Origin of the sequence: Leptothoe sp. ISB3NOV94-8A (assembly GCF_043421595.1) — a bacterium.
GTDB classification, from domain to species: Bacteria; Cyanobacteriota; Cyanobacteriia; order Phormidesmidales; family Phormidesmidaceae; genus Leptothoe; species Leptothoe turfae.
The window spans coordinates 1,030,717-1,055,063 of the sequence record NZ_JAXSQW010000001.1 but is presented as its reverse complement, the minus strand read 5'-3'; the positions used below and the strand labels follow the sequence as shown (position 1 = coordinate 1,055,063).

Genomic DNA, 24,347 nt, shown 5'->3' with positions numbered 1-24,347 from the left:
GTCGCAATGACTCATTTTTCCCTACCCATGCGATCGCTACCCGAGGTAGCTATGGAACCGTCTGAGATTGCCCTATCTCAGCCCATTGGGATTATCCTCTCCTCTTCTGGAGAAGACTCTGTGCTACCGGGCGAGCGTTTAGAAATTGGGGTGACCATTAACAACAAGGGAAACCAGAGTGCCATTATTGATGTCTACCTAGACGAATTACCAACGGCCATTCATAACTGGTGCTCTACGACACAAACCCGTCTGGCGTTGGATCCTGGTCAAGGGGAAGAAGTCACCTTTGGGTTTGATGTGCCAGCGTCAGCTTTATCGGGAGCCTATCGCTATCGATTGATCGTAGACGCTCCTAACCATTATCCTGATAGTCCGCCCCAGCGATACGAACAAGTCTTGCAGGTGTTGCCACCGACCCATACAACCGTCAGAGTAAATGCTCCGACGTTTGCCGTAGAGCCAGTTACCACCACCAATAAGCCAGTTAAAACACTGCCAGGCAATCCGCTTCAGTTTCAAATATATGTTTATAACAGAGCGGACCGAGTGGATCGGTTTCGGCTACAGTGCACTGATTTAGCTGAAGATTGGGTAACCATTAATTATCCCCAGGGATTCCAAGCGCCAGGTTTGGCCATAACAGAACCCTATCTGGATTTGAACCCAGGTATGGAGGGCGTTATTTTATTGACCATTACGCCACCATCTAATGCCCTGGCAGCAACCATGCTAGCTACGCTACAGCTTAAATCTGAGAATAATCCACAACTCAAGCTGCTAGATGTTCTATACATCACCATTGATCCGGTTTATCAGCTGGATACTCGCTTTCGCACCCTGGTGAGTCGGGTACAGCGACAGCCAGGTTTATATAGTATTCAAGCCAGTAATCAAGGAAATACCCCCAGAACCCTGGAGTTCAAAATTTTAGGGCTGGAAGACGCTGATCTTTGTGACTATCAGATTCAGCCTCAATCACTGACCCTAGCTCCGCAACAAACCTTACTCAGCCAGATTTCTGTTCAACCTAAAAATCCCTGGCAGCGACCACTGTTTGGGGGTGGGCGAGTAATCAACTTTGAAGTTACAACAACTGACCCAGAGAAAAAGCCACTCCTCGACATGCCCATGCAGGGGCTTTTAATGTGGGAAGCGCGCCCCTGGTGGCAAATTTTGCCAGTTATTTTATTGTTGCTAGGCTCATTTATCGGGCTAATATGGTTAGCCTGGTATTTTTTTATTCGCCCCCCTGCACCCACCAACATTTTACGGTTTTCAACCGAGGATACAGCCTACAGTGCCGCCCAAGGAGACACAGTACATCTTGGGTTTGACATTGCCAACCCAAGGCGGATACAGCATCTAGAAATCGTTGGCCTATCGGCTGAAGGTAAGCTGTTGAGTGGTCCTTTAAAGTTTGACTTTACCCAGGGTCTGCCTGCCACTTTAGAGCCTCTATGTGTGCAGCGACCAAACCAGCTGACTTGCCGTAATATTCGCACTGATGCCACACGAGCAGGCGAATATACGTTTACCCTTTCATTGATTCCTAAGCCAGGTCGTAATGCTACACCAGCAACAGCAACAGCACTGCCTGTGACAATTACCCCTGCACCGCTACCGGCCATTCTAGAACTGGTCCCGACCTTCGCTTCTTATGCTGAAGCACCGCCACAGCCAAAGACAAAATCTAAGGAGACCCAGGCAAACGCTGCGAAGAAGGCCCAGGCTACGGATGGGAAAAGAGCACAAATGACAGATCTTCCCATAGCGTTTGTTCCATCTCTGCCAGAAAAAGATCCCCATGTTGCCAGAGTCAACTGGAAAGTAGATCATCCAGAACAATTAGAGACGCTACACCTGGTTGGACGAGATGCAGAAGGAGCTGTCGCTACACCAGTGTTTTCATTCGATTTTCAGGCTGGGATACCCAAAGAACTCACTGATTTCTGCCTATTAGACACCCAGTTAATTTGTCGTAATGTCCCCACAAGTCTGCGTCAGGCGGGTATATACACGTTCGATTTAATCGCCATTCCTAAAGGAGAGTTGCCTGAAAAACCTATTTCATTGACCAGTGAACCCACACACATTCAGCCGCGCCCCCCCCGTTTGTTGACGTTCACGCTCAATGGAGAACCGGCTCAGCCTAACTATTTGGTCCCTGTTGATGAGGGACAGCCTTTAGTAAATTTGGAACTAGCTTGGACCGTAGAAGATAATCCGGGTACTCAAGTGATGCTGATGCCAGCCCCTGGAAATGTCCCCGTAGCAGGTGTTTTACCTTTACCCCTCAGCCCAGAACCGGGTGAAACGCTCGTCTCTTTGCAGGTGATTAATGGGGCTGGAGAACAGCTCACCCGCTCGATTACGATTACCACCTATGATCCGACACCAGAGAGTCCCACAATTGTTATGAATACAGGGGATGCAGCAGCTGGTGATGGTGATGGAGCCAATGCTGCTGGCAGTGCTGATGCTGCCGGGAATAATGGAGGCGCAATTAGGGTGCCAGTGCCTAGCCGACCAGGTACAGTATCCCCGCAGGAGCTACCCCCACAGTTTGAATAAAGCTTGTTCTCAAACCATTTATACCAATTCTTAGTTTTAAGGGTTGAGTTTTGAATGATGAAAATTTTAGCATTTCAGACAATGGACGTAACTGGATTTGAACCAGTGACCTCATCGATAGTCAGGATGGAAAGCGCTAAATAACCCTATTTTTGGCATAGAACAGGCTTTCAGTTTGGCTCATTTTTACAGTTTATTGGGCCAACCGAAAATGAGAAAAATTGTCGTTAAGAAGCGTGGAAGCTCACTTGAGTTTAAGTTTATGCTGGATGGTGTAAATTTTCGTAAAGCATGGGGCAACGCAACCAATCCACAGCATGTCGCGTAATATTCAGAACCTCCTTAACTGGATATTTCATGGTTTCGTATTTTGGATTTTCTGGAATTAGTTCAACCTGCTTGCCCTTTCTTTGCCAAAGTTTAAGCGTGGTTTGATCTTCTCCTTTGATGCGTGCGGCAACGATCGTCATATCCTTAAGCTCTTTAGGATTTTCAGGTTGATCCAGGATGACAATATCATTATCCAGAATATGCGCATTAATCATACTGTCACCCTTAACACGCAAAGCAAAACGCTTCATACCTTGAGGTCGTGGTGAAAATAAGTCAGATGGAATAAATTCTCTCTGCGTATCTTTAGGGAAAAAATCGACAAAGCTACTAGCTGCAATGGTTCCTTCAATGGAAATGCCATCTGGTTGTTCCTCGACAAGTTTCAGAGTCCTTGCTTTTTTAGGATTCCCTTCAATCAGTCCTGCTGTTATTAACGTTTTTATGTGATGTTGAACCGGACTAATAGACTTGAACTTGAATCCATCTTGAATCTCTCGATAAGTAGGAAAATAATTCTCATCACTAACAAAATCCTGAATCCATTTCAGAATTTCACGGTTCCGAGGAGTGAGAGAAGTCATAGCTACAGTTACCAAGAACTTAAAGAGTAAAAGCTACTCCTTTACCCTTTAAGTTCAATTGTACTATATTGATGTTTTTTTGCTCAAAGTCTTTTGAAGTATTCAATCACAGGCACTATCAGCTCATCGCCATCAAATTATTTAGCAGGACAGGCAGTAGAATCACTAACCTTAAATTCAACTTGCTTAAAGCCTACTTTTTTAAGAATAGTTCTGACCTGTACTTCAGCGTTGTGAACTGCCGCATTCAAAATGTCTTGAGAGCAAGCTTTATGCCACATTTCTGCATAGGCTTCTTGCTGGGCTTCCTCATAAATGGTTGCACCAGCTTTGTGACCGAACCATTGTCTGTAGTTAGCTAAAGTTTCAGAACGTTCTACGTTCAGATTAATATCTATGTTCGCTGGTGGTAGCAGTAGTTTTACAGTTCGCTTTTTGGCATCAAAGTCGAGCACTTCTATTTTTTCTAGATCGATACCTGCTTGTGATTCACCCACTGCTGCATATACTAAGCTTGTTTCACCAATGGGAACAATTAAAAATTTCTCTGTTTTATCAATCGCTACATTTGCTGTTATGTCTTGGCTAGCAGTAATTAATGTACTCTCAGCCTGGATCGTACCCACCAGAACATCACGGACTTCCTCTGTGGTATCGATACTAAAAGGATTCGTTAGAACAGCATGAACGATAAACCATATGGCAGCCAAGGCGGCTGCTACTATTAAACCCACTGAAATTGTATTGCTTACAAAATCTTCTAGAACATTACGCAAACTTACAGTGCTACTGCCAGCTGACATACAATTTATACCCTCTAAAGTTAGGAAATTACGAACTACTGGCCATTGCAACTAAGGCAGAGCCAATTCAGAAAGTATGGCTAGGGGCAATCTGGTTTGTAATTGATAGAAATACTAATTTTTAGCGGCGATGAATAGGATTGTGATGCTCAATATCGAAGTGTTTTCCGAAAAGCTTTGACGGCTTGGGTCTGGCTAGGAGAACCCACAAACTAGGCCAGCACGGTAAAGTCCAATCCAGGTAATAAGAAGGCCACCAACGCATCATACTGCTGCCAGGTCACGCCTTCTAGAGTCAGGTGCTGCTCAGCGGCGGGCGGATTGTCTTTGAGGTTAATTAAAGATGCAGTCATCGTTTGCTTACCTTCTTGGCTCAGGGTGTATGGCTGGGGTTGGGCTGTCTACACAAAACAAACAAGAGCTAAAACAATCTCATCTGTCCTTCTTCAAACTCTAGCTCAGGGTAACCGTCCCAGAAAGATAAAGAAATCTTAGGGAATATAGGTTTCGAACTTCGCTAAGTTGTGCGTATGGGCGAAGAGATTGAAATTTCAGGAATACAGGTATCCAAAGCGGACTGGGAAGCAACGCCTCCGAGTATCCGTGCTTTGGTGCTGGTATTGAGTGACCGCTGGAGGCAACAAGACGAGCGTATCCAACAGCTCGAAGAGCGTCTGAATCAGACATCGAAAAACTCATCGAAACCGCTATCACTTGATGGCTTCGGTCAGTCGTCAGGCAACACAAAAAAGAGAAAGAAACGCCCTTCTAACGAGATATCAAAGCCATCATCTCGTCAAGCCCGAAAGCTTCAGCATAGCTATCGTCAAGTGTGTGCGCTGATGGCTGACTTGTTTGGCGTAGGTCTGTCGCGTGGGTCGGTGGATCGCTTGCGTGATGAGATGAGCACAGCACTCAGTGCCCCAGTTGCTGCCGCCAAGGACTATGTTCATGCACAGCCCGTCATCCACAGCGATGAAACCAGCTTTCCTCAGGGGAATCGTGATTGTGGTAATCCCAATCGGACCAAAGGTTGGATGTGGGTACTAGTAACGCCGTTAGTGAGCTTTTTTGAAGTGGTCCTGAGTCGGTCTCAAAAGACAGCCAAGGCTCTGATTGGTGAATCTTACCAAGGAGTCGTCACCTCTGACCGCTACAGTGCCTATGGTTGGATTGCATTAGGGCAACGGCAAGTGTGTTGGGCGCATCTCAAGCGAGATTTAACGACCATGGCCGAGCGAATAGGAGCATCCCACGAAATTGGGGAAGCTCTGTTGCGCCGTCAGCGTCGGTTGTTTCGCTGGTGGCATCGGGTTCGCGATGGCACCTTATCCCGTGAGCAGTTTATCCGTCAGGTCACCTATCTACGACAAGGGTTTAAAGCAACGTTAGACGAGGCAGCCGCACTGCCGATTGACCCGAACGAGAAGTCACCCTTAGCAAAAACGGTCAGAACCTGTCGGCGGTTGATTAAGGTTGAACCTGCCCTATGGACCTTTGTTTCAACAGTCGGGGTGGAACCGACGAATAATGCGGCTGAACGGGCCTTGCGACCAGCGGTGATTTGGCGAAAAACCAGTTTTGGTGCTCAATCTCAACGGGGAAGTCAGTTTGTCGCACGGTTGATGACAGTGACCACGTCGCTCAAGGCGCAGGGCAGAAATATTCTCGATTTCCTTGCTCAAGCTTGCTTGGCAGCACGGACTAAAAAAGAGCCTCCTTCTTTGAACCCACAACAGCAACGCTAGGGACGGTTACCAAAAAAATGAATCAAAATCCTGAAAATTATCAAGCGCTAAAAGACCAAATCAGTAATCTGATCGAGTCGTATGATCCGTCCGGTTCTGCACTGCTTGAAATTGCGGTTGATGTCGCTGACAGGTACTCAGCACTCGCGCAGGTATCAGAACTGTTAGCCGCATCCCATAGTCAAATGCGAGTGCTTGAACATCGCCACGCGCTACTTGAGAAGCACGGCATTCCAATTCAATAAAAACCATTGCATCTACTACATGCCTGGAAATCAAGATATGTCACTGAATCAACATGAAAACTACGAATCGAAAACCAGGCTTCACCCGCCATAGGGGAAGCAGTCAGTAACCACATCAATACGCGCTTTGAGCGGTAGCTGTAGATTCGGTTACCGCTCGCTTTTTGAAGAGGGGTACTGAAATGCTTGCAGCTAAAGGCTTTGAGGGTGCGGGGATTGTGCGTTTCTTGCTGTTAGAGGTATCAGCATTCTGATCGAGGTCGCGGCAGAGGATGAAGGCATCATTGATAAAATTATTTGGCTTAAGAAAATACTGGATGGTGATGCCCAACACGAAAAGGAGCTTAAGCAATCTGGCACTGTGAATGATGATTGCGCTTGAGTATAGAGACGAATTACTCAAGGAAAACGGAATTCCAATCGAGTAACCCGCAACTTAGTCTCACTTGCTTCCGAAAAATCACTGCATCTACTTGATTCCTAGAAATGAAATCATGTTGCTGAATCAAAATGAAAAACACAAAAGCAAAACTACGCCATGGCAGACATCGGGGTACTGGTCGGTAGAAGCCTAAGCCATGGATAAATGTAAGCGGTAGCTATGGACATTTCAGGCTACCGTTCTCCTAACATGTAATAGATCAAACTTCATCTGACAGAAGGGGATTATCTGACACTTAGAGATGTGTCAGGTTGTGTTTGATTTTTTACACTCTTTTCTCCGTATTGATCTAATTGTTTTTCGTTTGCTAAATGCGCACTATCGAGAAAGGTTTGTATTGGTGTCTTGCCGTAGCAATATCGACCTGAATGGGGGCGTTCCCAATTGTAATACTCTATCCATTCATCCACATTATTTTGTAGTTCCTCAAGACCTTGATTAGGGCAAACGCATACTCGGAATGGGAATATCAAGGGGCATCCTCCTGAGCTCATGCCCTATGCCTGCCCCAGTTGAGAATTCAGTTACCCTGCTTGAGCATTGCAGAGCCCTTGAAGATCCCCGAGTTGAGTACCTGGTGGAGCATCGTCTGCTCGATATTATTGGCCTCACGATTTGTGCGGTGATTTGTGGGATGGATAGATAGTATTAGTGGATTGATTGTTGAGTAGTTGAGTAGTTTTCCATTTTTTCTGAATAGATAGGTGGCAGGATTAAGCCATTTTTAAGCCCATCGAAGATCTGGTATAGGCGAAAGCTAAAGAGCACAGCAACTGCAGCGATCGCAACCGACTGTCCAATCCATAGACCCCGACTACCCAGCTCTAGCTGAAACCCTAGACCATAGCTCACCGATAGACCCACACCCCAAAAGCCCAGCACATTTAGCGCCATCGGTACTCGGGTATCTTGCAGCCCCTGTAGTGCACCGTACACAGCCTTTTGCAAACCATCCAACACCATCGTGATCGCCGCAATCGTCAGCAACGGCATTGCCAACGTCACAATGCCTGCATTCTCAGGGCTATTCACATCTAAATAGATGCTAATCAGCTGTTTGGGGAACAACAAAAATGCTAACGACCCAACGGTCATCGAAACCGTCGTCAGCCCCAGACTTACCCAGGTAGCCTGTTGCATACCTGCTAAATCTCGCTTGCCAAACCACTGCCCTATGCGAACTGTGGTGGCAAAAGAAATCCCTAGTGGCACCATAAATACCACCACAATGGTTTGCAGCACCACCTGATGAGCTGCCAGTGCATCGGTTCCCAAGCGACCCATTAACAACATAATGGTTAGAAAGAATCCTGACTCCAAGCCAGAAAAAATGCCAATAGGCACACCCACCCAAACTAGCTTTTTGAGTACTCGCAGTTTAGGCCAGTGTAAGGTATGGAGAATCTGATACTGTCGAACAGCAGGATGCAGACGCACATACAGTGCAAGAGCAATAAACATTCCCCACCAGGTGAGCATGGTGGCTAAGGCTAGACCTGACAATCCCATGGCGGGCAAGCCTAATTTTCCAAACCCCAATATATAGTTGGCAACAATGTTGAACAGGGTACCCACTACAATAGTGACCATAATAGGCTTAGCGTGGGACAAGGCAGACACTGTTGAGCGTAGAGCCGTAAACCCTGCCATGGGCAAAAAGCTCCACAGGATAATCTTGAGATAAGTGTCGGCCAGTTCAACAACAACTGGGTCTTGACCACTGCGAAGCATCCAAACACCCAAATGACCAGTGAACGCCATGGCTGGTATGGCCACCAGTAATGCCAACCATAGACCCTGACGAGATACCTGTTGAATTCTGCCTCTCTGTTCAGCCCCAAAGGCTTGGGCTACCAAAGGACTAACCCCCATCACCACACCGGTGAAGGCGGTCATAACCACAATGTAGATAATGGCGGCCAATCCCCCGGCTGCTAAGACATCTGGCCCCATGCGACCCATCATGATGGTGTCGGCAAAACCAGTAGCGGATTGTGCCACCTGGGCGCTGATTAGGGGAACGGCTAAGTTGAAAAACTCCTTTATTTCAGAACGCAGAGCATTCTGACGAATTGTTATGGGGAAGGTCATGGTAAAAAGCGTTTCAATAAAACCACTGTAAAGACTTCAGGCGGCTATCAATATCTATGGCTTGCAACGGTTCCATCAAAGCCATAGAACTCAGAGGTTAAATCGCCGCAGAATAGGCCTCATCTACTTTGAGGGTGGTACCTGAAATAAACTTGGCATCGTCTGAGAGCAAAAAGGCAACGGCTTTGGCCAGCTCTTGGTAGGTGGCAGGTCGGCCCCACATCAGGTCGTCTGGCACATTCCAGCCTTCTAGTTCGGCCATATCATCGGCCACAAAGAAGGGGGCAATGGAGTTGATGCGAATACGATCGCACCGATACCGTTTGGCATACAGCTTGGTAAAGCCTTCCATCGCGGTCCGCAGGGTACCGCTAAAGGGGGTTCCCAATGATGGTTCGTGGGAGTCACAGGCAGAAATCGTCACCATGGCCCCACCCCCCTGCCGTCGCATGGGCTCTGTCACCAATCGAGCCAGACGAACAACGCTGAGAAATAACATTTCAAAATGGTCAAGCCACATTTGATCTGAAATCTCCAGCAAATCAGGCCGAGGCGGATCACCAAAGCTCATAACTACCCCATCAATACGCCCCCACTGGTCCAATGTGCTTTTTACAAGGACTTCCAAATCAGCTGCACTCGACAGAGAACCCTGGACCCCAATGCCCTGCAGAGATTCTGCCAGATCTAAAACAGACGCTGAACGGGCCAACAGAGAAACGTTGTACCCCTGGGCTGCCAACTCTTTGGCACAACCGGCACCAATGCCCCGGCTAGCCGCCGTTACAATTACGACTTTGTCCCCCATTGTTGTCAACCTCACTAACTGTTTTTGGTCTAACACAGCATTATTTCCACCTTAATCTGTGCTTTTCTAGAAGAGAAGTCCATAGGCAGGCATATCACCTGTGCCCACGGGGAATAAATGCTAAGTGTTTTTAACCAGCTGCCGGAGCTAATCGCCTTTGTTGAAAGTGTTGATGTGGGAAGCTTTAGTGCCGCTGCGCGTTCGTTAGGCACGACCCCTTCCGCCATTAGTAAGCGGGTGGCCAAGCTAGAAGATCGGTTAGGTATACGACTATTGCAGCGCACTACCCGATCACTAAGTCTGACCGCCGAGGGAACGACTTACTACGATCGGGTAGCACGACTGCTACAGGAGCTGGAGGATGCTAACGACAGCGTTATCTCGGGCGGTCGTCCCCGAGGCAAACTAACGGTTAGTGCATCCCTCGATTTTGGGCAACGGTTTTTAATGCAGCGACTGCCTATCTTCTTGAAAGAATATCCAGAAATTCAGGTGAATTTGCAATTAACTGAGCGACTGGTGGATTTAGTGGCTGAGGGCATTGATGTGGCGATTCGACTGGGGGACCTGGAAGACTCTAGCCTCATTCGCAGACACCTGGGCTATGCGCAGTTTATTTTATGTGCGTCCCCCGGCTATTTACAAAAGTATGGCAATCCCGCCACACCAAAGGACCTGGTGCAACATAACTGCATGCGCTATCTCTTTAACGGGCAACCCCTTCCCTGGGAATTTCTCATTGATGGCGTTTGGCAAATAATTCCCGTCCGGAGTTCCTTTAATTCTGACAGTGGTGAATCTCTGAAAAATGCAGCATTAAGCGACCTTGGCATTGTCCGTATGCTGAGTTTCCATGTAAAAGAAGAGTTAAAAACCGGACAGTTAGTGTCGCTCTTTTTTGAACAGCTGCCACCGGGATTAGCAACCCAGGCTGTTTTCACCCACCGCCGTAATTTATCTCCTCGGGTGCAGGTATTTCTTGAGTTTTTGAGCACTCACTGTACTGTTTCTTAAAATCATTCACTGTGTTTTTAGGGCGATCGCACAGGTCGATACATAAAAATGAAGCACAGTGTGAATTACACGTGTAGTTCTTATCGGTAAAAGTGATTTATGATTTGAGACAATGACCTGAAGAAAAACTGGCTCCATGGGTCTGACAATCGCCAGATGGCGTTATGGCAATCAGACGAGGATAGCTGAGAAATCTTTCTAGAGCTTATTCATACGTAAAGCGGTAACCCGTTCCCCTAATGGTCTCGATCAGATGACGACCCAGCTTTTTCCTTAGATAGCCCACATAGACATCAACAATATTGGAGCCCGGATCGTAGGTATAGCCCCAAACGTCATCCAGTAGTTTTTCTCGGCTCATAATTTGCCCTGGATTACGTACAAATGCTTCAGCCAGCAAAAATTCTCTACTAGAAAGCTGAACAGCATTCCCATTAACTCGCACTTCTCGGGTGCGTAAATTTAACTCTATCCCCTTAAAGCTCAGAAAAGTCAGGGGGCTACTGGGGCGACTTTGAGCAACGTGCACATTATGTAGACGGGCTCGAACACGGGCGAGCAATTCCGCAAACTGGAATGGTTTGGTGATGTAATCATCTGCACCATGATTAAAACTGGTGACTTTATGATTGATGCCGTGATGAGAAGAAAGCACAATCACCGAGAGTGGTATTCCCTGTCTTCGTATCTCATCGAGCACAGTAATGCCATGCTTCATGGGCAGTTCCAGATCAAGAATCATGAGATCAAACTGTCTATTTAAGACGGCTTCGATCGCATCTTCGCCATTATGAACAACAGCTGTTTCATAGCCATTGGCCTGCAACCCCTTTTCCAAAAAGTGGGTAACTCCAGGAGCATCGTCCGCAACTAAAACACGTTTCATCATGATTACAACTAAAATTCAAAACTTGAGGCAAGTAGTCTAAAGCCTTAGAGATCACTTGATCAATCATGTCTAAATATTCTATCTCAAAATTTCATTGTACTAAACGGTTTAGTAAGGCGTACATCATCCACAGTCTTTTCCAATATCTGCGCCCGTCCATAGGCTTCATGGGTTAGGGTCTCTTGCTCTTGCCATAAGGTTTCGATCTGTTCTTTTTGAGCCTGGACTTCTTGGGTCAGGGCTTGGGCATCCTCCGGCGTCATCGGATGTTGACAATAGAAACATTTAGAGCTAAGTTTATGTTGTCGATGTCAACATTGATGTTATAGCCTTAGTTTGGGGGTCGATTATGGATGGCCTTAGTGGGCAAAGTTTATTCAACGCTGCGTCGATACTCTGATCATTCTCTTCATTTTGCGATCGCAATCATCATTCGTTTGACCGTTGGAGGTCACCATGAAAACTACACGCAAAGACTACGACCTAATCTTGATTGGCTCTGGTATTGGTGCGTTAACCGTGGCTAGTTTGATGGCCCAGCTACGCGATAAGCGTGTGCTGATTCTAGAGCGCCATTTTGTCCCAGGTGGTTTTACCCACACGTTCCAGCGTAAAGGGTTCAGCTGGGATCCAGGTCTGCACTATGTTGGGCAAATGGAAGCAGGCTCTGAAGTTCGTAATTTGTTTGACCTGATTACGAACCAACAGGTGCAGTGGCAAAAGATGCCAGAGCCCTTTGAAAAATTTGTCTATCCCGAGTTCAGTTTCGACCTCTATGGTGACCCTAAGCAGTTTCAAGCTGATCTCACCAAGCGATTTCCAAAAGAATCCCAGGCAATTCGTCAGTACTTTAAGGATATTCCTAAAGCAGCTGCAGCATTGTTTCTCGATGCGGCCAAACACAACAGTGCTTTTCTGTTCAAAGTAGTCGGTGAAGTGGCAAAACTCTGGCATGGAACTAGTCTCAATCTGACAACTCAAGACTATCTAGATCAACACTTTCAAGATCCCCAACTGAAAGCATTGCTCGCCTCTCAATGGTTAGACTATGGTCTGTCACCAGCAGACAGTCCCTTTGCCCTCCATGCCACGATTGTTAACCACTATCTCAACGGAGGCTATTATCCTGTAGGCGGATCTGGCACCATTGCTAACAGCGTACAGCAGGTAGTTGAAGCTAAGGGTGGCAACGTATTGGTGAGCCGAGAAGTTACTGAAATTTTGCTTGACGGTGACAAGGCTGCTGGGGTGCGGGTGCGTAATTTGAAAGCAAAAGAAGAGACATTTGAAGACTATTATGCACCTACAGTCGTATCTAATGCTGGAGCCTATAACACCTACTTCAAGTTCATTCCAGACAACTATCCCATTCCATTCCGAGAATCTTTGCAACAGTTTGTGGCAGCGCATCCACCAGCCACAAATGTGTCTGTATACATCGGTTTCAAAGATGATCCACGGCGGTTAGGTTTCAAGGGCGAAAACCATTGGATTTACGATACTTTTGACCATGGGGCTGTGGAGCAACAAAAGGGGAGCTGGATTCATACAGGTCAGCCGCTTCAGGTATATCTGTCGTTTCCATCGCTGAAAAATCCTTATGCCAAAAAACACACAGCCGAATTGATCGCCTCTGCCGATTACGCTAGCTTTGCCACCTGGCGCGATCAGCCTTGGTTACATCGAGATCAAGATTACAATGCCCTCAAGCAACGTATCCAGAACGTTTTGCTAGAGATGGTTGAACAACATTATCCAGGGTTCTCAGATCTCGTAGACTACTGCGAAGTATCCACACCTCTCACTAATGAACATTTCACAGATCATCCTCAGGGTGGAATATACGGATTACCCATGTACGCAGAACGATTTGCAGCTAAGAACCGAGGCTGGACCAAGATCAAAACACCGGTGCCAGGGCTATATATGACCGGCAGTGATGTTTGTATGATGGGTATTGCTGGCTCAATGATGGGAGCAGTTTTGACGACCAGTCACTTGCCTGATGGGATATCTATGGCTCAGGTATTTGCAAAGGCGGCGAAGGCCCAGGGGCATAAAGAGAATGGCCTTACAGAAACATCACACACAATGCGTTTAGGAACGTAGATCAAAAGTTCTACGATTCATAGTTCTGCAGGCTGTCAATTTAGATAATCCCCCTAATTATTCACGTTGTCCAAACCCTGTTAATGGATAAACCATATCCCAAAACAGCTCTTGCTCTCCCGCCTGCTGCAGAATGATTTGAGACCCCGTTGTCACCTTGCCAACAGCCTTACACGTTAACCCATGGGGCTGAAACAGTTGCTTGACCTGGGCAAGACGCTCAGGCGGCACAGTAAAAAGAAAACCAAAGCTAGGAAAACTCGTGAGCCATTTCTCCCAGGCAACGTTCGGTGGGTGCGGTACCAAATCCAGGTTCAAGGTAGCCCCCACCCCTGACGATTCAGCCAGCATTAGCAGGGTACCCACCAGACCGCCCATGCTGATATCCTTCCCCGCAGTACACAACTCAGCGCTCGCCAGCTCAGGGAGTAAGGCTATCTGTTGTCGCAGCATCGCAGGCTCAGCCGTTGTTGCAGCATTCCAAAACGGATAGGTCTCGTAGTAACTGCCCGCCATGTTTACCACCATGACCAAATCATCGCCGGGCTGCGCATCAAAACTGGTGATTAGCCGCTGTGCGCGCCCCAATATGGCAACGGCAAGGCCATCGTAGGGGCTATGGCAGTTGGTATGCCCGCCAACAATAGGCACATTATACGCACGGGCAGCCGCCTGCATTCCCTTCCACAAAGGAGTGCAAGCGGTGACAGATTGACTCCAAAGTGTATCCACTACGGCGATGGGTATCCCTCCCATGGATGCAACATCCGAAATGTTGACCATAATGGCACACCAGCCCGCAAACCAGGGATCCTGGGTCACGAGCTGGGGCCACAGACCTTCGGCAGCCAGCAGCAGATAACCATCGCCATCGGGGATGGCCGCACAGTCATCACCTAAGCGAAGAGGTTCTCCAGCAGCCGTTTGCACATATTGCCCAATGGCTGTGGCAGCTGTTTGGATATCCCGTTTGTTGAGGATACTGACAGATTCCTGTAGGGAGTTAACCAGGGTAAATAGGCTGGGTTGCTCGGTTTTAGGGGTGGTGGGTTGCATGGCCTTCATCCCCCGGTCCCTTCTCCCTGGGGAGAAGGCGGGTTAGGGATACTTAGGCATTTTCCCGAAAAGGTTATATCAACTGGAAGTCCTCCTTTTTTGGGTGAAAGTATCTGTGTTATCCCCATTAGGCATACTGGGGTTTCCCGAATTCTGGGGGGAACAAGAGTCAAGTCTAACACTCTACAACTCCCCCTTAAGCCACCTGCGCCAGTGGTAATTCTGGACGAGGCTGATCCGTAGCAGGGTAATATTCCAAATCAGCTTCCATCAGATGGTGGGGGTGTCCCAGGATTTCAATTTCCTCCAGGCTATGCCAATGGAGGCGGGTGAAGAAACGCACGTTTTGCAGTTGAACGGTGGCGAGGAAGCGATCGCACCCCCAAGTATTTGCTGTTGTTACTGCCTTTTGAATCAATCCTTTACCAATGCGACCCACCCGCCGAAAGTCTGGATGCACACCTAAACGCCCACCATACCAAAGCCGAGGTTTCTCCTCATAGATACGCACCACACCGACAACCTGGTCAGGCTGGTCGGGCGTGTGGGCAATGGCCACAATGGGGTACGACGTATTGTCAATGGAATCGCGATCATGCCCCTGGAATAGACCTTGCTCTTCACAGAAAATCTGTTGCCGCAGGTTGAAATAGTTGGCAATATCTGGTTTAGAAAGGGCAAGTTGAAAACTATACGTACGTTTTTTCATGGCTTTGAAAAATTTGTATGAACATAATTCCAATGGTGAAATTATTTCTGAGAACCTCCTCCCCTGACGCTACGCTTTAGCGCATGCCCTTTGGGCTTTAGGGTAGGTGACGTAGGCGACGGGATCTCGACCGATAACGCCAGTTGTTGATACCCCCCTCCCTACTGGTTCTCCTTATTAAGGGGAATCAGATACCGCCAAGCCTCTGACGTCGGTAGACCATTATTGGCCCATAAATTCTTTAACTCTCAAACAAAGACAACGCCGAACAAGCCCCACATTTAGCGCAGCCCGCCTTCATCTCACTGGATAACAGATTCGCCTGCTTCAGCATTCGCCCAATGCCCTGATACAGGTCATACATAAACTCACTGCTGGGAGACTTATGGTCAGCCAATGGCGTGCCCCCAATGGGAACAAAGGGAACAACAAAGGGATAAACACCGATATCTATCAGCCGTTCGCTGACCTCCAGTAATGTCTCTTGGCTATCCCCCAGTCCAGCCAACAAATAGGTGCTGACCTGACCGCGACCAAAGACTTTGGTGGCTGCTTCAAACGCTTTGAAATAATAGGAAAGAGGTACTTTGGCTTTACCCGGCATAATCTTAGCGCGCACCTCGGGGTCTGCCGCTTCTAGGTGCATGCCTAAACTGTCGATGCCTGCTGCACGCATGCGATCAAACCAGATAAAATCATTGGGGGGCTCACACTGGGCTTGAATGGGAAGATTTACACGGGCACGAATCGCCTGTGCACATTCGGTTAGATAGGCCGCACCGCGATCGGTTGTGTTAGGGGTGCCTGTGGTCATAATCATGTTCTCCACTCCGTCCAAACGGACAGCGGCTTCAGCGACCTCAGCCAGTTGTGCGGGTGTTTTTTGAGCAATGGTGCGATCGGCGGCTAACGATTCACCAATGGCGCAAAACTGACAGGCTGTTTTCCGATTCTCATAGCGGATGCAGGTTTGGAGAACTGTTGTAGCCAGAACATTGCGACTGTGGAGCAGAGCAATCTTCCAATAGGGAATGCCGTCAACAGTTTGTAGATCATAAAACCGAGGCTGTTCTGGAAAATCTAACTCGGTGATCACCTGATCATCCTTAGTGAGAACAGACTTGCCAGACTCACAATCCACACCATAGGGTGACTGGGCTGCACCATCCGTATACACCGGAACCATAAAGGTGGTTTCACCAATGGTGACTGCCTTATGGTCGGATGGACCCGCTCCTCCTTTACGGCCCGATGCACCAACGGTATCGGTGACCAAGTTGAGGCCCTTGGTCTGAAGCTCAGTAATCACCTGCTGTGAATTCATGGTGGAAGAAAAAAGAGAAATCTAAAGGGTGAATGAATTTGAGGGAATGGGGAGTGGGGAATCGGCAGTGAGAGCAGCTGGGATGAAGCAGGTTGTCTTGCTGAGGGCACTGTTTTATTCTGGCGTTTCTTCGGGGATGGGCGAAGGATTTAAAACATCAGAGGAGATATCTTGAGTTGTGCTCTCTGGGGATACAACAGAATATGGGGTTTTATTAACGGTTAGTTGTAATAAATCAGGACGGGCGTAGTGGCCGACTGAGTCCATCATGCGCTTACGTTTAGTGATTAGGGAAAAGTCTAGATCTGCGATCGCAATCCCCTCTCCTTCCCGAATCGGTTCACACAACGGCACCCCTTCCGGACTAATAATGGTGGTATAGCAGCCACCCCGCAAAACTTTCTCCAACGCTTCATTGGGAGCAATCTCACTCACCTGATCAGGCGTTAACCACCCCGTAGCATTGACCACAAAACAGGCAGACTCCAGCGCATGGTGGCGAAGCGTTACCTCAGTCTGGTTTGCAAAAACCTCTCCTACCATGGAGCCAGGAAACTGAGCACAGTGAATCTGTTCATGGTTGGCCATTAAACTATATCGGGCCAGCGGGTTGTAATGTTCCCAACAAGCCAGGGCCCCGACCCGACCAACTGCCGTATCGCACACCTGTAAACCAGACCCATCCCCCTGCCCCCAAACCATGCGTTCATGGTAAGTAGGCGTGATTTTGCGTCGTTTAAGCAGACAGGTACCATCTGCATCAAAAATTAACTGAGTGTTGTAAAGAGACCCCTTATCCCGCTCATTTACCCCCAGCACAATGACCATCTCATGGTTACGAGCGGCACGGCTCACCGCCTCAGTGACCGGCCCAGGCACCTCAACAGCCTCTTCGTAAAGCTTCATATGCTCTTTGCCCATCAGCACGGGGGGCAGCACAAATGAAAAGTATGGATAGTAGGGGACAAACGTTTCCGGAAAGACAATTAGATTAGCCCCCTCACGGGCAGCGTCATCAATGGCCTTCAAGACTTTTCCCAATGTACCTTCACAACTATGCAATACAGGTGAAATCTGTACCGCAGCTGCTCTTACGGCTCGAGAATAGTCCATAGATACTTTCTCCCCCACAGGATTTTCAACATCATTTTAGAGTGTTAGACAGTAGGTAATAGGTGTTAGACAAAACTGACACCCAATACCTACTACATAGTACCCGATAGCAGAAACTTGGCAGTTATTTCATCCGCCCATCGACTCATCCCCATTTGATAGTGGGCCAACTTACGCCACAGAGTACTAGTGCCTTTTTACATGGTCCAAGTATCGAGAACAAACGCCCCATCCTTACGATGCATCAAGATAATGTCCAAGACATCCAAAGGATTAATGGGCGTAATGCCAGGGATTAAAGAAGGCTCACCATGGCCATATAGCGCCTGCAAGGCAAATCGGCAAGCATAGACTTTACCACCCTCTTCCATAACCTTCACCAGTTGATTATTCATGGCCAGGTGCCCAGGAAAAGCCTCGTCTCCAATCTTGGGAAAACCGCGCTGCACCCCTAACGTAACACCAGGACCATAAAGCAGAACCGATGTTTCAAAGCCCTTACGGATCAGACGAGTTGCCTGCAATAAGTTAACTAAACCAATAGACCCTTCGAAGGCAACTGTGTGAAATGCGACCAGTGCTTTCTCTCCAGGTTCTGCTTGAACATCAGGAAATACCTTCTCTTCATAGTCAACAAAAAAATCACCGGCCTTATGAGCTGGAGTAGTTACTTCAGGCATCTGACGCTGCTCCCAATATGAATTTGTCAGCAGCTTAAAAGGTCTCAGTCACCATTCTCGTATCTGTTGTTACAAAGTCAGTAAGCCTGACAAATGAGACAGCTAAATCAATTTATTTCCATGAGAGATATTCCCAAAGGACAGTCTCCTGTTCAAAAGTGCAGGTCAAAGGATGTCGGTGTGAATTTTATGCGTCTTTAGACAGGGGATTTATCGTTAACGCCTGACCATAAGCCGAGATTTCAGGTTTTAGTATCTGTTGCTACAGGGGATTCCAGTGCTGATTTTTATGGTTGAACTGTAACCCATTGTCTTCAGGGACTGAATTTATGCGGGCACTCACTAGTTCACATTTTCCCGTTGCTATTGTTGGTGGAGGCCAAGCTGGTCTGTCTATTAGTTATTGTCTGAAGCAACACGGCATTGACCATATTATTTTTGAGAAGAACAGAATCGCTCACTCCTGGCGCTCGAAGCGATGGGATACATTTTGCCTGGTGACACCTAACTGGCAGTGTTTGTTACCTGGCTATCCATACCCTGGCAATGACCCGAATGGCTTTATGCAACGGGACGAAATTGTTCAATATATTGAAGATTATGCTAAATCTTTCAAGCCCCTGATTAAAGAGGGTGTCACTGTTTCGAAAATCAGTAAGCCGGAAAACGTATTTGAGATAGAGACCTCTATTGGTCACTACATTGCAGACCAAGTTGTGGTTGCCACGGGCGGTTATCACACGCCTAAAATGCCTAGGATGGCTGAGCGGTTGCCGTCGAGTGTGACCCAATTACATTCTTCTGAGTATAAGAATTCTGAGACTTTACCAGAGGGGGCTGTGTTAGTCGTCGGTACAGGCCAGTCAGGCTGCCAAATCGCAGAAGATTTACACTTGGCTGGCAGACAGGTGCATCTATGTGTTGGCGGTGCACCCCGTTCACCTCGAAGATATCGAGGTAAGGATGTGGTGGACTGGCTAGATCAGATGGGTTATTACGACATGTCTATTGACGAGCATCCTCAGAAAGAGTCTGTCCGCACCAAGACAAACCACTATGTAACAGGGCGAGGCGGCGGACGTGAGATTGATCTACGACAGTTTGCCCTAGAAGGTATGAAACTCCACGGCAAACTCAAGCATATCCAAGGTGATTCCTTAGAATTTCAGGATGATCTCGGCCACAATCTCGATCAAGCAGATGCTGTAGCTGAAAGTATTAAGCAGACTATTGATAGCTATATCGCAAAGCATCGGCTTGATGCGCCCATTGATCCTCCTTATCAAGCCGTTTGGCAACCTCAAACGAGTCTTTTATCTTTAGATTTGGTAACAGCAAAAATCTCCACAGTTATTTGGTCTACTGGGTATCATACGAATTTTAGCTGGGTAGATATTCCTGTATTTGATGGCAAAGGGTACCCGGGTCATGAGCGTGGAGTTACGACTATCCAAGGTCTCTATTTCTTAGGATTGCCCTGGTTATACACCTGGGGGTCGGGGCGCTTTTCGGGCATTGCTCGTGATGCAACCTATTTGGCAGATTGCATCGCGTTGAAAAATAGAGTGTTACCCCGACATTTGAACAGCAATATCAATGAAGTTGCATTAGGTTCATAAATTAATCAGACATTCTTTGTGGATAGTGACGATGCCCATGAACATGATAAATCGGTGGTTGCGATCGCATTCCATCCCACCACCCGACTACTGGCCTCAACGGCCCAAGATGGTCAACTCTGCCTATGGAAAAGTGCAACCTCCTTACAACAAACCCTAAAACGACGACTCTGCTCAGCCAACGACGACTCCGCTCAGCCAAAAACGGCCCCTGAGCGGCCCCTTCGGCCCCGCTCAGGGGCCGCTTACCATTGATTACTCAGAAAATAGTTTTGACCGCTTACAATATGGGGGTAAGGATAGCTCGGCTCGCTTGTAATGACTGCCATCAATCTCAATTTAGAACCGTTAGTCGAGGAGCTGAGCCATGAGCAGTTCTACAGACTATGCATGGCAAACAGAGATGTTGTCATGGAGCGGAGTTCGACAGGAAAGTTAATTATTATGTCCCCAGTCGGTGGTGAAAGTGGTCGGCAGGAAGCTAACTATATTATCGATTTGGGTATTTGGAATCGTCAAACGGGTTTAGGAGAAGTATTCAGTTCCTCCACAGTGTTTAACCTACCCAATGGGGGTGATCGGTCTCCAGATGCAGCCTGGATTACGTTAGAGCGATGGAATGCGTTGACGCCAGAGCAGCAAACAAAATTTCCTCCCATTTGTCCTGACTTTGTGATTGAACTGCGGTCTGAAACTGACCGGTTGAAACCACTTCAGAAAAAAATGCAAGAGTATCTTGATAGTGGTTTGCGCCTTGGTTGGTTGATTAATCCCCAAGGAAAAACTGTTGAGATTTATCGACCAGGGCAAGCCGTTGAGATCATAAAGTGTCCGACTACGATCTCAGGAGAAGATGTTCTACCTGGGTTCGTTTTAGAGGTTAAGGGTTCCTGATTTCTGAAATTGTGGATTCCTGGGCATAGTTTACTGGGTTAGGAGCTGTTCAACTTCAGCTGATTTTGAGGATATGTCCAGCTCTTGATAAAGAGATAGGCTAGCAGTTAAAAACTCTTTGGCTTTGATATCTGCGTTGGGTTCTTGTTGATGTGCCCAAGCTAGGTACATCTCACCCAGCAGTTTATTGGTTTCTGCTAAATTAACCAAGCTATCTACCGGGCTATCATCTCGGCGAACATAAAAATCTTTCAAATCCTCGCTTACAAGCGGTTCGTCAGGCTTAAATAACCGATAAATAGGCCGCCAGAAACTAATGCCACAATTTCCTGGGCTTGGATGTAGACAAGTAAATGGTTAACCACCCTTAGGTTTTATACACATTCATCCACCCAAGTCATGTAGCTAAACTATATGACCATAATTTTGCTAGTTGCAAACAGTGTCCAATTGCCCAAAAATCATAAGGCTAAAAGATATACTAAGTAGGCTTGTCACCCTGAAGCTCATCTTCCAAAGCTACAATGGCTAACCTGAAACGGACCCGTGAGGACATTTTGAAATCAATTGTCAGCACAGTTCATCGTCAGGGACTGACAGCGACAGGGTTAAGTAAACTGTTTGAAGTTAGCGGCGCATCATCGGGTAGTTTCTATAACTATTTTCAGTCAAAACATGAGCTGGGTCATGCCCTGATTGACTTTGAATGGTCTCAGCTCCAGGCCGATGTATTAGAACCTGCTATCTCCCATAGTGAGGATCCGATCAAGCAAGTCTTCTGGATTTTAGATCGACTAGAAGAAAAGCAAATGAAAGCGCCCAAATGCGGTGGCTGTTTACTCGGTAATTTGATTGTTGACCTGGTGGAGCAGGATCCCTCATTTCGCGACCATTTAATGCAGGTATTTAGCAAATGGGAAGGGGCCATAGCCCAAACGTTGCGTCAGGCTAAACCTCAACTCAGGGATGATATTAATCCAGAGCACCTGGCTGAACAAATCATCACGGCCATTGAAGGGGCAATGTTGATGAGCAAGTTACATCGAAATCAGGCCCGGCTCAAGCGAGGCTTCAATATCGCACGACAGGCATTAAAGAATGCACTGTAGAATCTGATAGGTAATCATCACATACCCTTTGGTGCAAATCCCTGTTCCACAAAGCCTCTACATATTTTTGACTAATGGAGAGCTAGCGATGGGAGAATTTTTACACTTTAGGAAATAAAATCAATTAACTGCCAAATTAGTTGGATGTACAGACGTTCTATGGAACGTCTCTTCCACAGTTACGTTTGGAATTTATTGATGGCTTGCTCCTTAGACATTTATCGCCTAAATAATTTCTTCTCTCTGAAACCTATGACCGAAACTATCAAGCTTGCTGTCAATGGCACTCTGATGCGGGGATTTGAACTTAACCCCAACCTTCTCAACGTCAACGCCACCTTTGAACGCGACGCTCAAACAGAACCCACTTACCGCATCTGGTCCATAGATGACAAATATCCAGCCATGATCAAGGTCAGCTCAGGGGGCGTTGCTGTAGCTGTTGAAGTATGGCAGGTGCCCCTGGCAGGTTTGGGTGTTATCCTTTCCCAGGAACCGCCGGGGCTGGCCGTTGGGAAGGTGAAGCTCCACGATGGCGAAGAGGTGTTAGGCGTGATTGGAGAACCGTTGACGGTGGAAGGGAAAAAGGAAATTACAGAATTCGGTGGCTGGCTGGCTTATCAGGAGGCTAAGGGGACTGCGCAAAAATAAAGACCCAGGTTGGGGCTGTAGATGGGTGGATGAGTGATGGGGTGATTAGTTAAGCGCAACAGACCACCAATCCACTATTCATTTTCACCGATCAACCGAGGTTTTGTATCCACCCTAATACCTCGACTAGCACGATTGGCCAGAGTCTGCTGCCAGTTTGCAGCCAGCAGTGGCAGTTCAGCCAGTTCAGCCACCTGGTCACGGCTAGTAGTACGATGATGCATCGTTTCATTCGCCCGCATCACCGTCCATTGAGGATAGGGACGATTGATTAAAACAAGCGGCTGCTTGGGAGTAACATACCCCTCTTGTAACACTCGAAAATACCAACCCGTTTTACCTGTGCGTTGCACTTGCAGGGCAAGATCTTTAATGCGCCATCGCCGTGACAGTTTCCAACAGGGTTGACGAGGTTGAGAGACCTGCACAATAGCGTCTCCTACCCCATAGGTATCACCAATACAAACCGATGATTCCGTTTGGCCAACCACTGTAAAATTCTCTCCGAATGCCCCATAGGGCAATGCTGGATTCATCAGCTGTTGTCGCCAATCAGGATAATGCTCAGCCGCATAGGCCAAAACGGCTTTTTCAGGCCCACCATGGTGACGTAAGTCAGCCTGTCTGTCTCCCTCTAAATTAGTTTTACCCAACCAAATAGACGTCTCAACCGGCTCTTTAAAAAAGCCAGTTGACCAGGGTCGATCCATGGGGTCAGATGCATTTTTAACCCCTAACTTTTTAACCAAACCTACCTGTATTGACGTTAGGTAGGGCGTCTCTACTAAGCTCATAGGCCTTGTGGTGGCTATATTATTTGACGGCGGCACTAATGGTGTCAAATGATGGCATCAAATGAGAAGATCTTCATAAAATGCACCAAATGCTCTATGGGGGTGACGAATTTGAATCTCTAGTACCCACAACTTAGATGACGGACAAAAGGAAATATCCGCGAGACCGCCTTTATAGTAAACATCATGGGGAAAGTCCCCCAGGCGATGACCACTTAAATCCATATTTAACACCCAACCCATCTGATGGGCAGTATCTTGTGCAAATTTATAGAGGCTATCCCCCCCCAGGGCATCTATTTTCCACTTGTCTGATACCGCTTGAAAGATGTGTTTTACATCGTCAGCACAGCGCCGTAGTATCAGATTTTCCCCTGTGACAAAGGTATCCCCTGCGGCCCCTTCATAGTTTCCCCAAACTGGACCCACATCAATGAAGTAAATATCATTTTCTCCCAGGCGAATGCCAGATACTGAGTCTGCCCCAATTGTTTTGATGGTGTTGGGGCCAAACCGTACACAGGGTTGATGCCAGTTTTGGCGAGCACCCATATTCTGCAGGGTTGCGATCGCGATCTCGTTGGCTTCTTCTTCCAGCATACCAACCTGAATTTGCCGAGAAATCCGTCTGACTGCCTCAAACGAACGGTCACGGCTTGCAAAGAATAGATCCTCAGAAAAATTAGCTTGGGTTCTTTCGAGTACCTGTTGTTCTAAGGTGTGCATAAAATGACGGTCCCTTGAAACGTAGTTATATGAGC

At 47.4% G+C, this 24,347-nt stretch carries 26 protein-coding genes and 1 pseudogene; 11 read left to right on the top strand and 16 right to left on the bottom strand.

Features of this window, described 5'->3' with window-relative positions:
• Positions 1-6 precede the first annotated feature (6 nt).
• Positions 7-2,574 carry a COG1470 family protein gene (locus tag SPB21_RS04670; RefSeq protein ID WP_499865732.1) on the top strand — a complete coding sequence of 856 codons (2,568 nt, stop codon included), beginning with the start codon at positions 7-9 and terminating at the stop codon, positions 2,572-2,574.
• Between the two features lie 260 nt (positions 2,575-2,834).
• Here the strand turns inward: SPB21_RS04670 and lexA are convergent, their stop codons facing one another.
• The 3 genes from lexA to SPB21_RS04655 all read right to left on the bottom strand — a co-directional run bounded on the left by lexA (position 2,835) and on the right by SPB21_RS04655 (position 4,644).
• Complete coding sequence (lexA, locus tag SPB21_RS04665) at positions 2,835-3,488, bottom strand: transcriptional repressor LexA (protein ID WP_499865730.1); 654 nt, start codon at positions 3,486-3,488, stop codon at positions 2,835-2,837.
• A 137-nt stretch (positions 3,489-3,625) separates the two neighbouring features.
• The gene (locus SPB21_RS04660; protein WP_499865728.1) at positions 3,626-4,291 is read right to left on the bottom strand and encodes a DUF4230 domain-containing protein; all 666 of its coding nucleotides are present in this window, start codon (positions 4,289-4,291) and stop codon (positions 3,626-3,628) included.
• A 212-nt stretch (positions 4,292-4,503) separates the two neighbouring features.
• A complete protein-coding gene (locus SPB21_RS04655; protein WP_499865727.1) occupies positions 4,504-4,644 on the bottom strand; it encodes a hypothetical protein in 141 nt (46 codons plus the stop codon).
• A 177-nt stretch (positions 4,645-4,821) separates the two neighbouring features.
• On the opposite strand from SPB21_RS04655, the gene tnpC reads away from it, so the two are divergent.
• Together tnpC and SPB21_RS04645 are read left to right on the top strand one after the other, a co-directional pair.
• Positions 4,822-6,039 carry an IS66 family transposase gene (tnpC, locus tag SPB21_RS04650; RefSeq protein WP_499865726.1) on the top strand — a complete coding sequence of 406 codons (1,218 nt, stop codon included), beginning with the start codon at positions 4,822-4,824 and terminating at the stop codon, positions 6,037-6,039.
• A gap of 17 nt (positions 6,040-6,056) precedes the next feature.
• On the top strand, positions 6,057-6,284 hold the full coding sequence (locus SPB21_RS04645) for a hypothetical protein (RefSeq protein ID WP_499865724.1): 228 nt from the start codon (positions 6,057-6,059) through the stop codon (positions 6,282-6,284).
• A gap of 666 nt (positions 6,285-6,950) precedes the next feature.
• On the opposite strand, the pseudogene SPB21_RS04640 reads toward SPB21_RS04645, so the two are convergent.
• A pseudogene (locus SPB21_RS04640) lies at positions 6,951-7,157 on the bottom strand (integrase core domain-containing protein); the annotation flags it as partial.
• A gap of 68 nt (positions 7,158-7,225) precedes the next feature.
• On the opposite strand from SPB21_RS04640, the gene SPB21_RS04635 reads away from it, so the two are divergent.
• Positions 7,226-7,372, top strand: a complete 147-nt coding sequence (locus SPB21_RS04635; RefSeq protein ID WP_163671203.1) for a transposase family protein — start codon at positions 7,226-7,228, stop codon at positions 7,370-7,372.
• Between the two features lie 2 nt (positions 7,373-7,374).
• On the opposite strand, the gene SPB21_RS04630 is transcribed toward SPB21_RS04635, so the two are convergent.
• Positions 7,375-8,817: an MATE family efflux transporter gene (locus SPB21_RS04630; protein WP_250566036.1), complete on the bottom strand. Its 1,443-nt coding sequence runs from the start codon at positions 8,815-8,817 to the stop codon at positions 7,375-7,377.
• 97 nt (positions 8,818-8,914) lie between these two features.
• The gene (locus SPB21_RS04625; protein ID WP_499865722.1) at positions 8,915-9,625 is read right to left on the bottom strand and encodes an SDR family oxidoreductase; all 711 of its coding nucleotides are present in this window, start codon (positions 9,623-9,625) and stop codon (positions 8,915-8,917) included.
• Between the two features lie 117 nt (positions 9,626-9,742).
• Between SPB21_RS04625 and SPB21_RS04620 the strand changes: the two genes are divergently transcribed.
• Positions 9,743-10,639 (top strand): LysR family transcriptional regulator, encoded by an 897-nt coding sequence (locus SPB21_RS04620; RefSeq protein ID WP_163671205.1) that lies wholly within the window; start codon positions 9,743-9,745, stop codon positions 10,637-10,639.
• A 205-nt stretch (positions 10,640-10,844) separates the two neighbouring features.
• On the opposite strand, the gene SPB21_RS04615 is transcribed toward SPB21_RS04620, so the two are convergent.
• Together SPB21_RS04615 and SPB21_RS04610 are read right to left on the bottom strand one after the other, a co-directional pair.
• Positions 10,845-11,525, bottom strand: a complete 681-nt coding sequence (locus SPB21_RS04615) for a response regulator transcription factor (protein ID WP_163671884.1) — start codon at positions 11,523-11,525, stop codon at positions 10,845-10,847.
• 86 nt (positions 11,526-11,611) lie between these two features.
• Complete coding sequence (locus tag SPB21_RS04610) at positions 11,612-11,791, bottom strand: hypothetical protein (protein ID WP_163671206.1); 180 nt, start codon at positions 11,789-11,791, stop codon at positions 11,612-11,614.
• A gap of 193 nt (positions 11,792-11,984) precedes the next feature.
• On the opposite strand from SPB21_RS04610, the gene SPB21_RS04605 reads away from it, so the two are divergent.
• Positions 11,985-13,637 (top strand): phytoene desaturase family protein, encoded by a 1,653-nt coding sequence (locus SPB21_RS04605; protein WP_499865720.1) that lies wholly within the window; start codon positions 11,985-11,987, stop codon positions 13,635-13,637.
• Between the two features lie 57 nt (positions 13,638-13,694).
• On the opposite strand, the gene SPB21_RS04600 is transcribed toward SPB21_RS04605, so the two are convergent.
• The 5 genes from SPB21_RS04600 to SPB21_RS04580 form a co-directional block, all read right to left on the bottom strand.
• Positions 13,695-14,693: a sll0787 family AIR synthase-like protein gene (locus SPB21_RS04600; protein WP_499865719.1), complete on the bottom strand. Its 999-nt coding sequence runs from the start codon at positions 14,691-14,693 to the stop codon at positions 13,695-13,697.
• 196 nt (positions 14,694-14,889) lie between these two features.
• Positions 14,890-15,402, bottom strand: a complete 513-nt coding sequence (locus tag SPB21_RS04595) for an MSMEG_0567/Sll0786 family nitrogen starvation N-acetyltransferase (protein WP_163703163.1) — start codon at positions 15,400-15,402, stop codon at positions 14,890-14,892.
• Between the two features lie 241 nt (positions 15,403-15,643).
• Complete coding sequence (locus SPB21_RS04590; RefSeq protein ID WP_499865717.1) at positions 15,644-16,726, bottom strand: MSMEG_0568 family radical SAM protein; 1,083 nt, start codon at positions 16,724-16,726, stop codon at positions 15,644-15,646.
• 114 nt (positions 16,727-16,840) lie between these two features.
• A complete protein-coding gene (locus SPB21_RS04585; protein WP_499865716.1) occupies positions 16,841-17,839 on the bottom strand; it encodes a Nit6803 family nitrilase in 999 nt (332 codons plus the stop codon).
• A 197-nt stretch (positions 17,840-18,036) separates the two neighbouring features.
• On the bottom strand, positions 18,037-18,519 hold the full coding sequence (locus SPB21_RS04580) for an MSMEG_0572/Sll0783 family nitrogen starvation response protein (RefSeq protein WP_006519826.1): 483 nt from the start codon (positions 18,517-18,519) through the stop codon (positions 18,037-18,039).
• Positions 18,520-18,848: 329 nt separating this feature from the next.
• Between SPB21_RS04580 and SPB21_RS04575 the strand changes: the two genes are divergently transcribed.
• The 3 genes from SPB21_RS04575 (at position 18,849) to SPB21_RS04565 (ending at position 21,032) form a co-directional block, all read left to right on the top strand.
• On the top strand, positions 18,849-20,138 hold the full coding sequence (locus SPB21_RS04575; RefSeq protein ID WP_499865714.1) for an MSMEG_0569 family flavin-dependent oxidoreductase: 1,290 nt from the start codon (positions 18,849-18,851) through the stop codon (positions 20,136-20,138).
• Between the two features lie 18 nt (positions 20,139-20,156).
• On the top strand, positions 20,157-20,393 hold the full coding sequence (locus SPB21_RS04570) for a WD40 repeat domain-containing protein (protein WP_499865712.1): 237 nt from the start codon (positions 20,157-20,159) through the stop codon (positions 20,391-20,393).
• Between the two features lie 63 nt (positions 20,394-20,456).
• Positions 20,457-21,032 carry a Uma2 family endonuclease gene (locus tag SPB21_RS04565; RefSeq protein WP_163703159.1) on the top strand — a complete coding sequence of 192 codons (576 nt, stop codon included), beginning with the start codon at positions 20,457-20,459 and terminating at the stop codon, positions 21,030-21,032.
• Between the two features lie 30 nt (positions 21,033-21,062).
• Here SPB21_RS04565 and SPB21_RS04560 read toward each other — a convergent pair whose 3' ends face one another.
• A complete protein-coding gene (locus SPB21_RS04560; RefSeq protein WP_499057647.1) occupies positions 21,063-21,287 on the bottom strand; it encodes a hypothetical protein in 225 nt (74 codons plus the stop codon).
• Positions 21,288-21,556: 269 nt separating this feature from the next.
• Between SPB21_RS04560 and SPB21_RS04555 the strand changes: the two genes are divergently transcribed.
• Complete coding sequence (locus SPB21_RS04555; protein WP_163671134.1) at positions 21,557-22,141, top strand: TetR/AcrR family transcriptional regulator; 585 nt, start codon at positions 21,557-21,559, stop codon at positions 22,139-22,141.
• Positions 22,142-22,393: 252 nt separating this feature from the next.
• Entirely contained in the window at positions 22,394-22,792 is a 399-nt protein-coding gene (locus SPB21_RS04550; protein WP_499865710.1) for an allophanate hydrolase-related protein, read from the top strand.
• 74 nt (positions 22,793-22,866) lie between these two features.
• Here SPB21_RS04550 and SPB21_RS04545 read toward each other — a convergent pair whose 3' ends face one another.
• Both SPB21_RS04545 and SPB21_RS04540 read right to left on the bottom strand, forming a co-directional pair.
• On the bottom strand, positions 22,867-23,586 hold the full coding sequence (locus SPB21_RS04545; protein ID WP_499057640.1) for an MOSC domain-containing protein: 720 nt from the start codon (positions 23,584-23,586) through the stop codon (positions 22,867-22,869).
• A gap of 57 nt (positions 23,587-23,643) precedes the next feature.
• The gene (locus SPB21_RS04540; protein ID WP_499865709.1) at positions 23,644-24,312 is read right to left on the bottom strand and encodes a M24 family metallopeptidase; all 669 of its coding nucleotides are present in this window, start codon (positions 24,310-24,312) and stop codon (positions 23,644-23,646) included.
• Positions 24,313-24,347: the final 35 nt, after the last annotated feature.

What these genes read in the sequence shown, in the direction of transcription:
- SPB21_RS04625 (WP_499865722.1), bottom strand. Translation starts at nt 9,625, where the DNA reads ATGGGGGACAAAGTCGTAATTGTAACGGCGGCTAGCCGGGGCATTGGT.
- SPB21_RS04545 (WP_499057640.1), bottom strand. Translation starts at nt 23,586, where the DNA reads ATGAGCTTAGTAGAGACGCCCTACCTAACGTCAATACAGGTAGGTTTG.
- tnpC (WP_499865726.1), top strand. Translation starts at nt 4,822, where the DNA reads ATGGGCGAAGAGATTGAAATTTCAGGAATACAGGTATCCAAAGCGGAC.
- lexA (WP_499865730.1), bottom strand. Translation starts at nt 3,488, where the DNA reads ATGACTTCTCTCACTCCTCGGAACCGTGAAATTCTGAAATGGATTCAG.
- SPB21_RS04655 (WP_499865727.1), bottom strand. Translation starts at nt 4,644, where the DNA reads ATGACTGCATCTTTAATTAACCTCAAAGACAATCCGCCCGCCGCTGAG.
- SPB21_RS04575 (WP_499865714.1), top strand. Translation starts at nt 18,849, where the DNA reads ATGCGGGCACTCACTAGTTCACATTTTCCCGTTGCTATTGTTGGTGGA.
- SPB21_RS04600 (WP_499865719.1), bottom strand. Translation starts at nt 14,693, where the DNA reads ATGCAACCCACCACCCCTAAAACCGAGCAACCCAGCCTATTTACCCTG.
- SPB21_RS04565 (WP_163703159.1), top strand. Translation starts at nt 20,457, where the DNA reads ATGACTGCCATCAATCTCAATTTAGAACCGTTAGTCGAGGAGCTGAGC.
- SPB21_RS04670 (WP_499865732.1), top strand. Translation starts at nt 7, where the DNA reads ATGACTCATTTTTCCCTACCCATGCGATCGCTACCCGAGGTAGCTATG.
- SPB21_RS04540 (WP_499865709.1), bottom strand. Translation starts at nt 24,312, where the DNA reads ATGCACACCTTAGAACAACAGGTACTCGAAAGAACCCAAGCTAATTTT.
- SPB21_RS04550 (WP_499865710.1), top strand. Translation starts at nt 22,394, where the DNA reads ATGACCGAAACTATCAAGCTTGCTGTCAATGGCACTCTGATGCGGGGA.
- SPB21_RS04615 (WP_163671884.1), bottom strand. Translation starts at nt 11,525, where the DNA reads ATGAAACGTGTTTTAGTTGCGGACGATGCTCCTGGAGTTACCCACTTT.
- SPB21_RS04605 (WP_499865720.1), top strand. Translation starts at nt 11,985, where the DNA reads ATGAAAACTACACGCAAAGACTACGACCTAATCTTGATTGGCTCTGGT.
- SPB21_RS04645 (WP_499865724.1), top strand. Translation starts at nt 6,057, where the DNA reads ATGAATCAAAATCCTGAAAATTATCAAGCGCTAAAAGACCAAATCAGT.
- SPB21_RS04580 (WP_006519826.1), bottom strand. Translation starts at nt 18,519, where the DNA reads ATGCCTGAAGTAACTACTCCAGCTCATAAGGCCGGTGATTTTTTTGTT.
- SPB21_RS04630 (WP_250566036.1), bottom strand. Translation starts at nt 8,817, where the DNA reads ATGACCTTCCCCATAACAATTCGTCAGAATGCTCTGCGTTCTGAAATA.
- SPB21_RS04595 (WP_163703163.1), bottom strand. Translation starts at nt 15,402, where the DNA reads ATGAAAAAACGTACGTATAGTTTTCAACTTGCCCTTTCTAAACCAGAT.
- SPB21_RS04635 (WP_163671203.1), top strand. Translation starts at nt 7,226, where the DNA reads ATGCCTGCCCCAGTTGAGAATTCAGTTACCCTGCTTGAGCATTGCAGA.
- SPB21_RS04555 (WP_163671134.1), top strand. Translation starts at nt 21,557, where the DNA reads ATGGCTAACCTGAAACGGACCCGTGAGGACATTTTGAAATCAATTGTC.
- SPB21_RS04585 (WP_499865716.1), bottom strand. Translation starts at nt 17,839, where the DNA reads ATGGACTATTCTCGAGCCGTAAGAGCAGCTGCGGTACAGATTTCACCT.
- SPB21_RS04660 (WP_499865728.1), bottom strand. Translation starts at nt 4,291, where the DNA reads ATGTCAGCTGGCAGTAGCACTGTAAGTTTGCGTAATGTTCTAGAAGAT.
- SPB21_RS04620 (WP_163671205.1), top strand. Translation starts at nt 9,743, where the DNA reads ATGCTAAGTGTTTTTAACCAGCTGCCGGAGCTAATCGCCTTTGTTGAA.
- SPB21_RS04590 (WP_499865717.1), bottom strand. Translation starts at nt 16,726, where the DNA reads ATGAATTCACAGCAGGTGATTACTGAGCTTCAGACCAAGGGCCTCAAC.
- SPB21_RS04610 (WP_163671206.1), bottom strand. Translation starts at nt 11,791, where the DNA reads ATGACGCCGGAGGATGCCCAAGCCCTGACCCAAGAAGTCCAGGCTCAA.